Below are 14570 nucleotides of genomic sequence, written 5' to 3'. Positions count from 1 at the left end.
CGCCCGCCCCGCCGGCCCGCGGCGCACACCCGCGGCGTGAACCGCGGCCGGCGGGGGCGGGCTCAGCCCTTGCGGAAGACCGCCACCGTGCGGGCCGGGACGGTGAAGGTGCCGGAGGCGGCGGTGTACGACGCGGTGGCGGTGGTGCGGTCCGCGCCCCGGGCCTGGACGGGGTGCAGGGCGTAGGGCCGGCCGGCGAGGTCGCCCAGGGTCTGGTCCTGCCGGTGCGGGGTGGCGTTGAAGACGATCACCAGGTCGGCGAGGCGCATGGTGAGCACGCCGGGGGTCTCGTCCTTGCCGGACAGCGGGAAGGACAGCTGCGACTGGACCGCGGCGGCGGTGGGCAGGGCGAAGGCCGGTTCGGTGGCGTGGATCCGCAGCAGGTCCCGGTAGGCGGCCGAGGCGTCCTGGATCGCGGCGCAGCCGGGGCGGAGCGCGGGGTCGGCCAGGAGGGGCCTGGCGTAGGGCCACTTGTCCTTGTTGTCGGCGGCCGGGGGCAGCCCGCGGCCGAAGCCGTTGCCGTCGGCGCAGTTCCAGTGCAGCGCGTTGAACCAGTCGCCGCTGTTGAAGGAGTTGCGGTCCAGGGACTTGGAGCGCAGCAGGTCGGAGCCGGCCTGGGAGAGCGCGGGTCCTTGCGACAGCGTTGCGGTGGCCAGTGCAAGGACTTGCATGCGGGCGCGGTCGGCGGCGCTGCTGGTTCCTTGCGGCAGTTTGTAGGCCAGGGCGTCGTAGAGGGTTTCGTTGTCGTGGGCGTCGACGTACGCGAGCGCGTCACCGGGGGCGGCGGCGTAGCCCGCGGGCGCGCCGTTGTAGTCGACCTGGGAGCCCGTGACGCGGCGGCCGGCGGTGTCGGTGAAGGCGTAGTCGGCGAGGTTGCCGGTGAGTCCGACCTTGATGAGGTCCTGGTCGTGCAGGAGCCGGGCGCGCTGTTCGGCGGGCGTACCGTTCCCGGCGGCGGAGTTGGGGTCGGTGTACAGGCCGGAGGCGAAGCCCTGGAGGCGGGGGTCGGCGTCGAAGGGGCCGCCGCCGCGCACCGCGTCACGGGCCCGGTCGCTGAAGGTGGCGATGCCGGTGCCGGCCATGTTCCGCTGGGTGGCCTGCACGAAGCGGGCGTCGTCCGCGGCCTCGCCGAAGTTCCAGCCCTCGCCGTAGAGGATGATCTTCTTGCCGTCGACCCCGTCCTTGCGCGGCGTCAGGGCGTCCAGCGCCTTGCGGACGGCGAGGATGTTGGCCTTGGGGTGGTGGCCCATGAGGTCGAAGCGGAAGCCGTCGACCTTGTACTCCTTGGCCCAGGTGACGACGGAGTCGACGACGAGCTTGCCCATCATGGTGTGTTCCGGCGCGGTCCCGGAGCAGCAGGTGGAGGTGGCCACGCTGCCGTCGTCGAGCAGCCGCTGGTAGTAGCCGGGGACGATCCGGTCCAGCACGGAGTGCGGGTCCTGGCCGCTCGCGGCGGTGTGGTTGTAGACGACGTCCATGACGGTGCGCAGGCCGGCCCCGTTGAGGCCCTGCACCATGCGGCGGAACTCCACGGTGCGCGCGGTGCCCTCCGGGTCGGAGGCGTACGAGCCCTCGGGGACGGTGTAGTGCAGGGGGTCGTAGCCCCAGTTGTAGGCGTCGCGGGCGGCGGCCCCGGTGACGCACTCCTGCTGGCTCTCGGAGTCGGGCGCGTAGGACGCGAGGTCGCAGCGGGGGCGGTCCTGGTCGGCGCGGTTCTCGGGGACGGTGGCGCCGTCAAAGACCGGCAGCAAGTGGACGTAAGAAGTTCCGGCCGCGGCAAGGGATTTCAGCTGCCGCATGCCGTCGGACCGGCTGTCGGTGAAAGCGAGGTACTGGCCGGGGTGGCGGGAGGTGCGGTCCTCGACGGAGAAGTCACGCAGGTGCAGCTCCTGGATCCGGGCCCGGCGCAGCGGCACCGCGGCGGGCTTGCGCAGCGCCGCCCAGCCCTCGGGGGCCAGCCGCGGGTCGTCGAGGTCGACGACGAGGCTGCGGGCCGAATCGGCGGTCAGGGCCGTGGAGTACGGGTCGGTGACCTTGTTGGTGACGGTCCGGCCGGCGGCCGGCGCCCAGACGGTGACGAGGTAGCGGTAGGGCTTCCCGGCCCAGTCCCGCTGCCCCTGGACCCGCCAGACGCCGCTGCGGTCGTCGCGCCGCATCGGGACCGTACGGCCGCCGAGTTCCAGCGCGACGGTGCGGGCGGTGGGCGCCCAGACGGAGAGCGTGGGGCGGCCGTGGTCGAAGACCGGGCCGAGTGCGGCGTGCCGGGCCCGCGCGCCGTAGAGGTCGTCGAGCACGCCGGGTATCTGCACGCCCGTCGTGGTGCGCCGGCCGTCCGCGGTGCGCTGCGCGGCGACCAGGTGGCCGCGCAGCGCCGTACGGGCCAGCGCCCGGTCCCGGGGGTCGACGGTGAAGGCCGGGTAGCCCGTCAGGTGCGGGAAGGCAGCCCGTTCGGCGGGGGTGAGGGCGCCGGGCGTGAGCCGGAGCCGCTTGACGGCCGCGCCGGGAGCGGGCGCCCCGGGGGCCGCTCCGGTGGCCGCGGCCCCGGTGTCCGGCGCGTCGAACTCCAGCTGGGCGGCGCCGCGTTCGGCGCCCTTCCAGACCACGGTGTCACGGTCGATCCACTGAGCCAGGGCCTGTTCCTGGCCGGGCGGCGGGGCGGCGTGCGCAGGCTGCTGCGGGGAGGAGACGAGCAGGGCGGCCGCGCCGACGACCAGGGCGAGGGCGGCGGCCGGGCGCCGGGCGGGACGGCGAGGAGGGGAGGACATGAGTCATGGTTGTATCCGCGACGATTCGGCGTTGCAAGACCTTACGCAAGACATTGCAAGGGTGTTACGTTCCTTGCGCGGTAGGCGGTCCGGCCGGCCGGAGGCCCTCAACGGGCCCCACGCGCCCGGCCGTCCGGACCGTCCCGCTCCCCCGGCCGCCAACGGACGCCCCCTGCCGTCGGCCACCCCGACGGGCCCGCGAAGCTCGTGCCGAAGACTCAGACGCGGTACTGCGGGCGGCGCACCTCACGTGCGACGACACCGGAGCTCACTGGCGGCGCAGCCCGACGCCCGCCGCCCTCGTTAATGCGTGGACGGATCACCCTCACGGCCCCTACTCTCCGAGACGAACCGTGATGCAGCCGGAGGAGGTGAGACCCATGAACGTTGTACGCATGTGGGTGCTCCCCTCATCGTCACGGTCGGGCGATTGACATAGGTCGCCGGGAGCGCCTGGACCAGGCACCCCCGAAAGGCAGAGACCTATGAAACCCAAGAATTCTTCGAGTCCGACCGGGATCGCGCGCGTCGCCGACCACCAATGGCACGCGCTGGAGGACGACCAGGTCGTCGGCCGCGGCGAGGCATGGCGCCGCCACGACGGACGGCTCTTCGTCAGTGTCGACGCGTGGCACGACGCGGTGTTCGACCAGCTGGCCGGTGCCCTGCTGGCGGACGCGGACCTGCCGAGGCCGCTGTACACGATGGTCGACGAGTCCGATCTCGACCTGAGGTCCCACTGGGAGCGCCTCGGTTTCACGACCCTGCGCCGCGAGTGGGTGTGCCTCGTACCCACCGACCCGCGGACCACGGGCCTCGGCGCGGCGCGGCCGCCGTCGGGCGTGACGATCCTCCCCCTCGGCGCGGCGGAGAAGGGCCCCCTGCGCGAGCTGGACCGCACGATCCGGGCCGAGGTCGAATCCTCCGTCGGATGGCAGGAGATGCCTGCCGAGGTCCTGCCCCGCCTTGACGACGCCACCGTGGTGGACCCGACGAAGTACGCGGTCGCGAGGGAGTCCGAGTCCGGCGCGTACGTGGGACTGCTCCGGGTGGCACCGGTGCCCCGGCAGCCGCGGATCGGCCTCGTCGCGGTCCGGGCCGACCGGCAGCGCCGCGGCATCGCGCGGGCGCTCCTGGCCGAGGTCCTGGGGTCCCTGCACCGCTCCGGGGTCCGGGCGGTCTCGGCCGAGGTCGCCGAACGCAACGCGGCTGCCACGGCCCTGTTCGACACCATCGGCGCCGAACGCGCCGGCAGCAACCTGGAGGTCGTACTTCACTGATGCCGAAGACAAACCCTGGTATCGAGATCGAGGGCACCGTCGTCGAGTGCCTGCGCAACGCCACGTTCCAAGTGGAACTGCAGAGCGGGCACAAGGTGCTCGCCCACATCAGCGGGAAGATCCGGAAGAACTACATCAAGATCCTGCCCTTTGACCGCGTCCTCGTGGAGCTCAGCCCCTACGACCTGACGCGCGGCCGGATCCTCTACCGGTACCGCAACTAGAACTGCGGTTCCGACGGCGGGAGTTGCTCGGCAGTGGCTCCCGCCGCTCCGGTGCGCCAACGAGGCGCGCGGAACGGTCACGTGAACCGCCGGACCGCGCCTAGGTGAGGGTGTAAGCCTCGTAGCGGACGGCCTCGGCGGTACGGGCGCCCGACGCCACCGCGAGGGTGCGATTGAGCCACCGGTAGCGTTCGTCCCCGGTCTCGAAGCGACAGAAGAGCCGGAAGTAGTACGCGGCCGGGTCCACCGCCTCTCCTTCGGCCAGTCTCCGCAGGACCTCGGGCGGGCCGTGGCGTACGCCGTTGGTGGAGAGGTAGAGATGCGCGCCGTCGTGCGTGCGCAGCGTGTAGCGGGTGTCGATGCTGGCCATGCCGTCGGGGTGGAGCACCTGCCAGTCCGCGCCGCCCGGCAGGATCGTCCCGGCCAACCGTGGCCCCTCGAAGGTCCCGCCGACGACGTTGATCACCCGGCGGCGGCCCCAGTGCGAGTCGCCGAGGTCGAGGACCGGCTCCAGTGCCACCTCGAAGGCGGCCAGGCTCTCCAGCTTCACCGCACGCTCCAGGACGCGCGCTCGTTGAGCAGGGCCGGATCGAAGCCCGCGGTGCGCTTGTACGAAGCGGCGATCTCCGCTCGTTCCGCGAACGGGACGACCTGTTCGATGTCGTCGAAGCCACCGGGAGCCCGCTCGTGGGCGAGCCTCATGACGACCTCGGGCCCCTGGCGCCGGTTGGCGAGTTGGAGCGCGGTCGTGGCCGGCCTGCGGAGGTCCTCGTACGCGGCGGCGGACCCGGTCGTGGCGAGCGAGTGGGCGAGCACCCGGGCGTCGAGGACCGCCTGGGACGCTCCGTTGGACCCGACGGGGTACATGGCATGGGCGGCGTCGCCCACCAGGACGACGTCGCCCCTGGTCCAGTAGGGCAGGGGATCGCGGTCCACCATCGGGTACTCGAAGGCCGCCTCGGCTCCCGTGATGAGCCCCGGCACGTCGAGCCAGTCGAACTTCCAGTCGGCGAAGTGCGCCACGACCGTGGCCAGGTCGGCGGGGCGATTCCAGTTTCCCCGCTCCAGCGGTTCGCCGCCCAGCGGCCGCTCGGCGATCCAGTTGATCAGCCGTCCGTCCCCGATCGGGTACGCGACGAACTTCTGCGAGCCGTCCCCGGCCATGATCATGGACCGGCCGGTCAGGAACGGCTCGGCGCGGGTCGTGCCCCGCCACAGCACGAGCCCGTTCCACGGCGGCGCGCCTTCGTCGGGGAAGAGCGCGGCCCTGACGGCCGAGTGGATCCCGTCGGCGCCGACGAGCAGGTCGGAATCGTGGCGCAGGCCGGTGATCCGGCTCCCGGTCCGGACCGCGTGCGCGCCGAGGCGTTCGCGGACGGCGTCCAGCAGCAGCAGTTGCAGCCTGCCCCGGTGCACCGAGTACTGCGGCCATCGGTACCCGGCGTCGAGCCCGCGCGGTTCGGACCAGATCGGCTGGCCGTACCGGTTGTGGTAGGTCAGCTCGGCGGTGGGGACGGCGATCGCGGCCAGCCGGTCGGCCAAGCCGAGTTCGGTCAACTCCCGCACCGCGTGCGGAAGGAGGTTGATTCCGACGCCGAGCGGGCGGATCACCTGGGCCGCCTCGTGGATGACGACGTCGTCGAATCCGGCCGCATGCAGGCTGAGCGCGGTGGCGAGCCCGCCGATACCGCCTCCAGCGATGGTGATCCGCACAGCACCCTCCGGCACGACAGGAGATTGTTACGGCCATAACAATCTCCTGCCGAACCGCCATGCGCAAGACTCTGTCCCGTGGAACGACCAGATCTCAGCTATGCCGCCTACGCCCGCGACCGGCTTGCCGGCATGCCGTCACCGGCCGACCCGGAAGCCTTCGCACTCGCCTACCACCTGCTGCACCTCTCCTACCTGATCGTCGCCGACCTGGAGAGCCACATCCACCGCCCGCGCGGTTGGACGCTCCCGGGCTTCCGCCTGATGTTCAAACTGTGGCTGCTGGGCCCCACCCAGCCCGCCCGGCTTGCCGAAATATCGGCGATGTCCCGCTCGGCGGTCACCAACGCCGTCAACACCCTCGAACGGGTCGGCCTGGTCGAGCGCCGACCGCTCCCCGACGACGGTCGCGCGGTCGCCGTCGCCCTCACCGCCGCGGGCGAGGACGCGGTCCGGGAGACGTTCGGCGAGCAGACCCGCCGCGAGCAGCAGTGGTTCGCCACCCTCGACACCGAGGAGCGGGCCACCCTCACCCGCCTGCTCACCCGCGTCCTCACCGCGCGCCCCGAGGACGCGGGCTGACACCGGATCACTGGAGGTCCACTTCGGCGCGCACGATCTTGCCGACCGGATCGCGGCCGAGCACCGTCCAGCGGGAGGCGAGCGCCGCCACCACGAGCAGCCCGCGACCGGTCGTGGCGTCGGGCGGCGGCACCACGAGACCGGCAGGGGCCGGCGGGAGCGCCTCCGTACGGGTGTCGGCGACCTCGACGCGGAGGATGCCCGGGCGGGCCGAGCCCGGGAGTTTCAGCAACCGCAGCTCGAAGTCCCGGCCGGGCACCCGCCCGTGGGTCGCGGCGTTGGCGGCCAGTTCGCCGACGATCAGCGCCACGGAATCGGAGACCTCGCCGCCGTACGGGAGGCCCCACACGTCGAGCTGCTGGACGGCGAGGTACCGGGCGAGGCGGGCCCCGCGAGGGGTGGCGCTGAAGCGCTGCGTGAACATCCGTACGGTGACGGCTGGTTGAGCTGACATGCGGGCAACGGTGCTGGTCGACACGCTCGTACACCAGGTACTCAGGACGTACTCCGGAAACTGTACGAGCCGGGTACGTGGACGGGCCGTGTGACGACTCGTCACCATGGGTCACCGTGCGGGGTCAGTACCAGCGATCGGAAGTGCCCGGAATGGAAGACGCAAGCACCGACACCTACGACGGCGGCAAGCCCGAGCCCTCCGGCAGTCTGCGGACCTTCGGCGCCGTCTATCAAGGGTTCCGCGAGAACGCGGGCTTCACGCAGGAGGCCCTGGCGCCGGCCATCCGGTACTCGGCGCACTACATCGGCTCCGTCGAGCAGGGCCGGCGCCTCCCCTCGAAGACGTTCATCGACCGCTCGGAAGAGACCCTCAACGCGAACGGCGTCCTGCGGAAGGCGGCCAAGCGGCTGTCGAAGCAGCCGGGACTGGCCCGCTGGTTCCGCGAGTGGGCGGAGCTGGAGAAGCAGGCGATCAGCCTCTACACGTACGAATGCCGCCTGGTGCCGGGGCTGTTACAGACGGAGGCGTACGCGCGGACGCTGTTCGAGAACCGCGTCCCCCTGCTGTCCGAGGAGGAGGTCGAGATCCAGGTGACCGCCCGCCTGGAACGGCAGAAGTTGCTACGGGACCGGCCGAACACGTCCTTCAGTTTCATCGTCGACGAGCATGTCTTCACGCGCCCGACCGGGGGCGTGGACACGGTGCGGGGGCTGATCGACCACGTCCTGGGATGTGCGTCCCTCCGGAACGTGGAGGTGCAGGTGTTGCCGCTGGAGCGGAGCGTCCACCCGGGAATGGATGGACCGATGCGTCTGCTGGAGACACCGGACAACGAGTGGTTCGCGTACTGCGAGGGGCAGGAAAGCGGCCTGTTCCTTTCCGACCCGAAGACGATCAGCACGCTCCATATGCGCTGTGCGAAACTGCGTTCACAGGCCCTCACCCCCGACGACTCCCGGGGTCTGCTGACGAGGATGCGAGGAGCGCTATGACGACCGCCACCGAACTCGCCTGGTTCAAAAGCAGCTACAGCGGAAGTTCCGGCGACGACTGCATAGAGATCGCCACCTGCCCCACCACCGTCCACGTCCGGGATTCCAAGGACAAGGGCGGACCGCAGCTCGCCGTACCCGCCCCGGCCTGGGCGGCGTTCGTGGCGTACGCCGCCCGGCGGGACTGACGGGAGCGGGGCGCTACGGCTGCATCGACAGCAGGACCCGTTCGCGCACCGTGTCGAGGAAGGCGGGCACGTCCTCCATCTTGGTGTCGGTGCACTGGACGATCAGGCCCATCACCTCGCCCGCCGACACCGCGATCACCATGGGCCAGGCCCGGGCGATCTCCACCCGCTCCTCCATGTTCCGTACGACGTGGAGGGCCAGGTTGAGCTCGGGGACGTTGCGGGTGTCGCCGTAGCTGAAGCCCTTCTTGATGACCCACATCTCGGGGACGATCAGCCCGTGGACGATGATGTGGGCCATCGCGAACATCGCGCGGGCCGCCTCCACCGCGGAGTTCTCGTCCTCCTCGTCGTAGAGGGCGGCCACCGCGTCCTCGTCCTCCGCGAGGTGCGCCTGGATGAGCGCCACCCCGTGCAGCACTTCTTCCTTCGTGTACGGACGCGGCTCGTCGCTCATCACACACCAGCTTCCGGTCGTGGGCGTTCGTCGGCGCGCCCAGTGTGGCAGGTGGCGCGGGCCCCGGAGGTCATTCCCGGGCCGGGCCCGTCGATCCCCGTACGACCAGCTCCGGCCGGAAGATGAACTCGGTGCGCTGCGGCGGGGTTTGGCGGCCCTGTGCGCGGTCGTGGATCTCCTCTATCAGTGCGCCGACGGCGGCGGTGGCCATCGCCTGCACCGGTTGGCGCACCGTGGTCAGCGGTGGGTCGGTGAAGGCGATCAGCTGGGAGTCGTCGAAGCCGACGACGGAGAGCCGGCCGGGCACGTCCAGGCCCCGGCGGCGGGCCGCGCGGACGGCGCCGAGCGCCATCAGGTCGCTGCCGCAGACGATGCCGGTGCAGCCGTCGTCGAGGAGCGCCGCGGCCGCCGCGTCGCCGCCCTCGACGCTGAACAGGGTGTGCTGGACGAGTCGTTCGGCCTGCCCCCTCGACAGGCCGAACGACTCGCCGAGCGCCGCCACGAAGCCCTCGGCCTTGCGGCGGGAGGGCACGTAGCGGGCCGGGCCGACGGCGAGCCCGATCCGCCGGTGGCCCAGTTCGGCCAGGTGGCGCACCGCCATCCGCGCTGCCGCGCCGTCGTCGGGTGAGACGAACGGCGCGTCGATCTGCGGGTTGTAGCCGTTGATCAGGACGAACGGGACGCCGCGGGACGACAGGCGGGCGTAGCGGGACGTGTCGGCGCGGGTGTCGGCGTGCAGCCCGGAGAGGAAGACGATGCCGGTGACACCGCGCTCCTCCAGCTGCTCGACGAGTTCGTCCTCGGTGGCGCCGCCCGGCATCTGGGTGCACAGCACCGGGGTGTAGCCGTGGCCGGCCAGCGACTGCTCGATGATCTGGGCGAACGCCGGGAAGATCGGGTTGGTCAGCTCCGGGATGACCAGCCCGACCAGGCCCGCGCTGCGGCGCCGTAACCGTACGGGACGCTCGTAGCCGAGGACGTCGAGTGCGGCGAGCACCCGCTGCCGGGTGGCCGCGGCCACGCCCGCCTTGCCGTTGAGGACCCGGCTCGCGGTCGCCTCGCTGACCTGCGCCTGGGCGGCGATGTCGGCCAGGCGGGGGGTGGGGTGGGGATCGGGCAGGGTCACTCCTCCCACCAGGCGGTGGTGTCGGCGGGGAGGGTGAACTCCTCCGCTGTGGCCTCCAGTTGGGTCGACGCGAGCAGCAGCCGGCCCGGGGTGGGGAGGCGGACCGGGGTGCCCGTGGTGTTGACGGTGCAGACGAGACCACCGGGGCGGCGGAAGACCAGCACGCCGTCGGGCGCGTCCAGCCACTCGACCGCGTCGCCGGCACCGAGGCCCGGTTGGATACGCCGCAGACCGAGTGCGGTGCGGTAGAGCTCCAGAGTGGAGGCGGGGTCGCCGGTCTGGGCGTCGACGGTGAGCGCGGACCAGTCGGCGGGCTGGGGCAGCCAGCTGCCGCCGGTCCCGAAGCCGTACGGCGGCGCCTCGCCGCTCCAGGGCAGCGGGACGCGGCAGCCGTCGCGCAGCCCGTCCTGACCGGTGTCCCGGAAGAAGGAGGGGTCCTGGCGGACCTCGTCGGGCAGGTCGGTGACCTCGGGCAGGCCCAGTTCCTCGCCCTGGTAGAGGTACGCCGAGCCGGGCAGCGCCAGCATCAGCAGGGTGGCGGCCCGGGCCCGGGCCGGACCGCCGCCGAGGCGGGTGGTGTGCCGGACGACGTCGTGGTTGGACAGCACCCAGGTGGTCGGGGCACCGACCGGGCGCATGGCGTCCAGCGAGGAGTCGATCGCCTCCCTCAGGTCCGCCGCGTCCCAGCCGGTGTTCAGGTAGTGGAAGTTGAACGCCTGGTGGAGTTCGTCGGGGCGGACATAGAGGGCGGTGCGTTCGGCGGTGGGGGTCCAGGCTTCGGCGACCGCGATCCGCTCCCCGTCGAACTCGTCGAGGACGGCACGCCAGGAACGGTAGATGGCGTGCACCCCGTCCTGGTCGAAGAACGGCAGGGTCTGGGTGCCGAGGAGCTTGAGCTGCTCGGCCCGCCCCATGTCGGGCAGGCCCGGGGCCTTGACCAGGCCGTGCGCGACGTCCACCCGGAAACCGTCGACCCCCAGGTCCAGCCAGAAGCGCAGGATGGAGCGGAACTCGTCCTGGACGGCGGGGTGGTCCCAGTTGAAGTCGGGCTGCTCGGGGGCGAAGAGGTGGAGGTACCACTCGCCGTCGGGGAGCCGGGTCCAGGCGGGGCCGCCGAAGAGGGACTCCCAGTCGTTGGGCGGCTCCTCGCCGTTCTCGCCGCGCCCCTTGCGGAAGTGGAAGCGCTCGCGGGCGGTGGAACCGGGGCCCTCGGCCCGCGCCCGGCGGAACCATTCGTGCTGGTCGGAGCAGTGGTTGGGGACGAGGTCGACGATGATGCGCAGGCCGAGGCGGTGCGCCTCGGCGATGACCGCCTCGGCGTCGGCCAGGGTGCCGAACATCGGGTCGATGGTGCGGTAGTCGGCGACGTCGTAGCCGGCGTCGGCCTGCGGTGAGGCGTAGAAGGGGCTGAGCCAGACGGCGTCCACGCCCAGGTCGCGCAGGTAGGGCAGCCGGCTGCGGATGCCCGCCAGGTCACCCATGCCGTCGCCGTTGCCGTCGGCGAAGCTGCGCGGGTAGACCTGGTAGATCACCGCATCGCGCCACCAGTCGGTGGCAGGAGTGACGTTGTGCTGTGGAGTCATGTCAACCCTTGGTGGTGCCGGCGGTGAGTCCGGCGACGAGGTGGCGTTGGGCGAAGGCGAAGACGAGGGCGGCCGGGACGGCGATGATCACGGCGGCGGCGGTCATCGAGCCCCAGTCGTTGGTGTACTGGTTGACGAAGGTCTGCAGTCCGCCGGCCAGGGTGAGGTTCTCCTCCCCCGTCATGAAGGCGGAGGCGTAGGCGACCTCGGCCCAGGCGGTGACGAAGGTGTAGAAGCCGGTGACGGCCAGGCCGGGGCGGGCCAGCGGGAGGACGAGCCGCCAGAAGGTGCCGAACGGGTTGAGGCCGTCGACCCGCCCGGACTCGTCGATCTCCACCGGGATGGTGTCGAAGAAGCCCTTCATCATCCAGGCGCAGAACGGGACGGCGATCGTCAGGTAGGTGATGACCAGGCCCGCGGGCTGGTTCAGCAGACCCAGGGTCGCCATCAGGTTGTAGAGCGGCACGATCAGCACCGCGACCGGGAACATCTGGGTGATCAGCAGCAGCCACATCAGCGGACGCATGCCGGGGAAGCGGAAGCGGCTGACCGCGTAGCCGGTGGTCGCGGCGATGAAGACGCCGAGGACGGTGGTCAGGCCGACGACCACGACGGAGTTCTTGAACCAGGTGAGGAACTCGGTGTCGGCCAGGACGTGGGTGTAGTTGGCGAAGGTGAAGTGGGTGACGATGCCGGTGGAGAAGGCGTCGTTCCTGGGCTTGAAGGACGTGATCAGCAGCCAGAGGGGCGGGAAGACGGCCACCACGGCGGCGACGGCCAGGGCCGCGTGCAGGCCCACCGAGGCCGGGCGGGAACGCTGGTTGCGCTTCCGGGTCCCGGCGGGGGCCGGCCGTACGCGGTCGTCGTGCTTGCGGGTCATCGTCACCACACCTCTCCCTGCTTGCGCAGCGCCCGGCGGTAGACGACCGCGACGACCGAGAGCAGGACCAGGATCAGTACGCCCCAGGCCGCGGACTCGGAGAAGTTGCGGGGGCTGTCGACGAAGGAGAGCCGGTAGGCGTAGGTCACCAGGATCTCGGTGGCGTCGCCGGGGCCGCCCCGGGTCAGCAGGAAGATCACCGGGAACATGTTGAAGGTCCAGATGGTGGAGAGCAGGATGACGGTGCTGCTGACGGCCCGCAGCCCCGGCATGGTGATGTTGCGGAAGCGCTGCCAGGGGCCGGCGCCGTCCATCTCGGCGGCCTCGTAGAGCTCGCCCGGTATGGAGGTCAGGCCGCCGAGCAGGGCGACGAGCATGAAGGGCACGCCCAGCCAGACGTTGACGGCGATGACCGAGAGCTTGGCCCAGGTCGGGTCGTTGAGCCAGGGGACGGCGTCGATGCCGCCGCCCGCCAGCAGCTTGTTGAGGATGCCGTTCTTCTCGTTGTAGAGCATCCGCCAGGTGAAGACCGAGATGAACGCCGGGATCGCCCAGGGCAGGATCAGCGCGAGCCGGTAGAAGGTGCGGCCGCGCAGCGTGCGGTTGAGCATGTTCGCGAGCGTGAGGCCGATCAGGAAGGTGAGGCCGACGCAGCCCACGGTCCACACGACGGTCCAGCCGAGGCGGTCCCAGAAGACGCCGTCGGTGAGCACCGCCTTGTAGTTGTCGAGGCCGGTGAACTTGTAGGTGGCGGGGAGGTGGTTGACGCCGATGTTCCGCTCGACGTTGGCCTCGTTGGCGTCGGTGAGCGAGAGGAAGACGCCGCGCACCAGCGGGTAGCCGATGATCACCCCGATGACGAGTACCACCGGGGCGACCATCGTCCACGCGTACCAGTGGGTGCCGAGCGCCCGGCGTACCCGTACGGCGAAGGTCACTTGTAGTCCTTGAGCAGCTTCCGGTAGGCGTCGCCGGTCGCCTTGGCGGCCTGCTCGGGCGTGGCGGAGCCGGTCAGCACCTTGTTCATCTGGACCTTGATGGGCTCGAAGAGGGAGTTGCCCTCGGCGATCCAGGGGCGCTGCACGGCGCCGTCGACGGCGGGCTTGAAGAACTCGACCATCTCGTTCTTCTTGACGGCCGGCACGTCGTACACGGACTTGCGGGTGGGCAGCAGGCTGAGCTTCTCGGTGGTCTGCTGCTGGACGGAGGCGGAGCTCATGTACTTCACGAAGGCGTAGGCGGCCTGCAAGTTCTTGCTGCCGGCGTAGACGGAGAGGTTCCAGCCGCCCTGCGGGGAGCCCTGGGCGGTGCTGCCGCCGGGGACCGGGGCGACGCCGAGGTTCTCCTTGTCCTTGAACGCCTTGCCGGCGCGGGCGCCCTCGATGTCCCAGGGGCCGTCGATCGCCATCGCGACGGTGCCGTCCTTGAGGGCCTTGAGCTGGTTCTCCTGGCCGTCGGTGGCATCGGTGACCGCGGCCTTGGAGTCCACCAGGTCCTTGATGGTCTTGAACGCCTTGACGCCGGCGCCGTCGTCGATCTCGATGACCTTGTCGCGGGCGTTGACCATGTCGCCGCCCTCGCCGTAGAGGTAGGGCAGGAACCAGTAGGGGTCGTCACCGCGCAGGTAGAGGGCGGTGGCGCCGGTCTTGGCCTTGATCTTCTTGGCGGCGGTGGCCAGCTCGGTGAAGGTCTTGGGCACCTCCACCCCGGCGTCCTTGAGGAGCTTCTTGTTGTAGAAGAGGCCGAGGGTGTCGATGACCTGGGGTGCCGCGTAGGTCTTGCCCTTGAACTTGGTGGAGCCGACGGCCTGCGGGAGGTAGTCGTCGGGCTTGTCGAGGGCGGGGGTGCCGTCGAGCGGGGCGAGGTAGCCGAGGTTGGCGAAGTCGGCGGTCCAGGCGACCTCGGTGCGCATCACGTCGGGGGCACCGGAGTTGCCGCCGGCTGCGTTCTTGAACTTGGCGTTGGCGTCGCCGAACGGGACGTTCACGTACTGGACGTGGACCTTCGGGTGCTCCTTCTGGAAACCCTCGGCAAGCTTGCGGTAGGTGGCCTTCTCGGCGTCGTTGGAGGTGTCCCAGAAGGTAACGGTTCCAGCCAGTTCACCCCCGGCGTTGCCGTTGCCGTCGTCACCCCCGCTGCCGCACGCCGATGCCGTCATTGCCAGGCCCGCTACCAGCGCGGTGACCGTTACGCCCCGTATGCCACGCCGCATGTGAACTCCTTAGGGAAATGCCTCAGATGGCGGTCAGGAACGTAACAGCGCTGCAAACAAACCGAAAGACCTTGCGGCAATTTGCTGCAAGACTGCTGGAAGGTATTGCAA

Annotated in this window: 15 protein-coding genes; 5 read left to right on the top strand and 10 right to left on the bottom strand. The window is 70.9% G+C overall.

Annotation, left to right across the window (positions count from 1 at the left end; all coding sequences use genetic code 11):
- Positions 1-62: 62 nt before the first annotated feature.
- Positions 63-2765, bottom strand: coding sequence for a pullulanase-type alpha-1,6-glucosidase (gene pulA, locus SL103_RS08110; protein ID WP_079145632.1), 2703 nt, complete (start codon positions 2763-2765; stop codon positions 63-65).
- A 485-nt stretch (positions 2766-3250) separates the two neighbouring features.
- Between pulA and SL103_RS08105 the strand changes: the two genes are divergently transcribed.
- Complete coding sequence (locus SL103_RS08105) at positions 3251-4045, top strand: GNAT family N-acetyltransferase (RefSeq protein ID WP_069568059.1); 795 nt, start codon at positions 3251-3253, stop codon at positions 4043-4045.
- Positions 4045-4269 carry a translation initiation factor IF-1 gene (infA, locus tag SL103_RS08100; RefSeq protein WP_069568058.1) on the top strand — a complete coding sequence of 75 codons (225 nt, stop codon included), beginning with the start codon at positions 4045-4047 and terminating at the stop codon, positions 4267-4269. The genes SL103_RS08105 and infA overlap by 1 nt, the downstream gene beginning before the upstream one ends.
- Before the next feature lie 100 nt (positions 4270-4369).
- On the opposite strand, the gene SL103_RS08095 is transcribed toward infA, so the two are convergent.
- Positions 4370-4819: a DUF3237 domain-containing protein gene (locus tag SL103_RS08095; RefSeq protein WP_244303869.1), complete on the bottom strand. Its 450-nt coding sequence runs from the start codon at positions 4817-4819 to the stop codon at positions 4370-4372.
- Positions 4816-5997 carry a flavin-dependent oxidoreductase gene (locus tag SL103_RS08090; RefSeq protein WP_432215345.1) on the bottom strand — a complete coding sequence of 394 codons (1182 nt, stop codon included), beginning with the start codon at positions 5995-5997 and terminating at the stop codon, positions 4816-4818. The genes SL103_RS08095 and SL103_RS08090 overlap by 4 nt, the downstream gene beginning before the upstream one ends.
- 63 nt (positions 5998-6060) lie before the next feature.
- On the opposite strand from SL103_RS08090, the gene SL103_RS08085 reads away from it, so the two are divergent.
- A complete protein-coding gene (locus tag SL103_RS08085) occupies positions 6061-6564 on the top strand; it encodes a MarR family winged helix-turn-helix transcriptional regulator (protein WP_244303868.1) in 504 nt (167 codons plus the stop codon).
- A gap of 7 nt (positions 6565-6571) precedes the next feature.
- On the opposite strand, the gene SL103_RS08080 is transcribed toward SL103_RS08085, so the two are convergent.
- Positions 6572-7018, bottom strand: coding sequence for an ATP-binding protein (locus SL103_RS08080; RefSeq protein ID WP_079145631.1), 447 nt, complete (start codon positions 7016-7018; stop codon positions 6572-6574).
- Between the two features lie 152 nt (positions 7019-7170).
- On the opposite strand from SL103_RS08080, the gene SL103_RS08075 reads away from it, so the two are divergent.
- Both SL103_RS08075 and SL103_RS08070 read left to right on the top strand, forming a co-directional pair.
- The gene (locus SL103_RS08075) at positions 7171-8013 is read left to right on the top strand and encodes a helix-turn-helix domain-containing protein (RefSeq protein WP_069568054.1); all 843 of its coding nucleotides are present in this window, start codon (positions 7171-7173) and stop codon (positions 8011-8013) included.
- Positions 8010-8201, top strand: coding sequence for a DUF397 domain-containing protein (locus SL103_RS08070; protein ID WP_069568053.1), 192 nt, complete (start codon positions 8010-8012; stop codon positions 8199-8201). The genes SL103_RS08075 and SL103_RS08070 overlap by 4 nt, the downstream gene beginning before the upstream one ends.
- 13 nt (positions 8202-8214) lie before the next feature.
- On the opposite strand, the gene SL103_RS08065 is transcribed toward SL103_RS08070, so the two are convergent.
- The 6 genes from SL103_RS08065 to SL103_RS08040 form a co-directional block, all read right to left on the bottom strand.
- Positions 8215-8658: a DUF6224 family protein gene (locus tag SL103_RS08065; RefSeq protein WP_069568052.1), complete on the bottom strand. Its 444-nt coding sequence runs from the start codon at positions 8656-8658 to the stop codon at positions 8215-8217.
- A gap of 70 nt (positions 8659-8728) precedes the next feature.
- Entirely contained in the window at positions 8729-9784 is a 1056-nt protein-coding gene (locus SL103_RS08060) for a LacI family DNA-binding transcriptional regulator (protein WP_099055394.1), read from the bottom strand.
- Complete coding sequence (locus tag SL103_RS08055) at positions 9781-11367, bottom strand: glycoside hydrolase family 13 protein (protein ID WP_069568051.1); 1587 nt, start codon at positions 11365-11367, stop codon at positions 9781-9783. Before SL103_RS08055 ends, SL103_RS08060 begins: the two co-directional genes overlap by 4 nt.
- Before the next feature lies 1 nt (position 11368).
- The gene (locus tag SL103_RS08050) at positions 11369-12247 is read right to left on the bottom strand and encodes a sugar ABC transporter permease (protein ID WP_069568050.1); all 879 of its coding nucleotides are present in this window, start codon (positions 12245-12247) and stop codon (positions 11369-11371) included.
- A gap of 2 nt (positions 12248-12249) precedes the next feature.
- On the bottom strand, positions 12250-13128 hold the full coding sequence (locus SL103_RS08045; protein ID WP_374992937.1) for a carbohydrate ABC transporter permease: 879 nt from the start codon (positions 13126-13128) through the stop codon (positions 12250-12252).
- A 53-nt stretch (positions 13129-13181) separates the two neighbouring features.
- The gene (locus SL103_RS08040) at positions 13182-14459 is read right to left on the bottom strand and encodes an extracellular solute-binding protein (RefSeq protein WP_069568048.1); all 1278 of its coding nucleotides are present in this window, start codon (positions 14457-14459) and stop codon (positions 13182-13184) included.
- Positions 14460-14570: the final 111 nt, after the last annotated feature.

This window comes from Streptomyces lydicus (assembly GCF_001729485.1).
Classification (GTDB): Bacteria; Actinomycetota; Actinomycetes; order Streptomycetales; family Streptomycetaceae; genus Streptomyces; species Streptomyces lydicus_D.
Note: the sequence above shows the minus strand (reverse complement) of the source record. Positions and strands in the feature narration are given on the sequence as shown.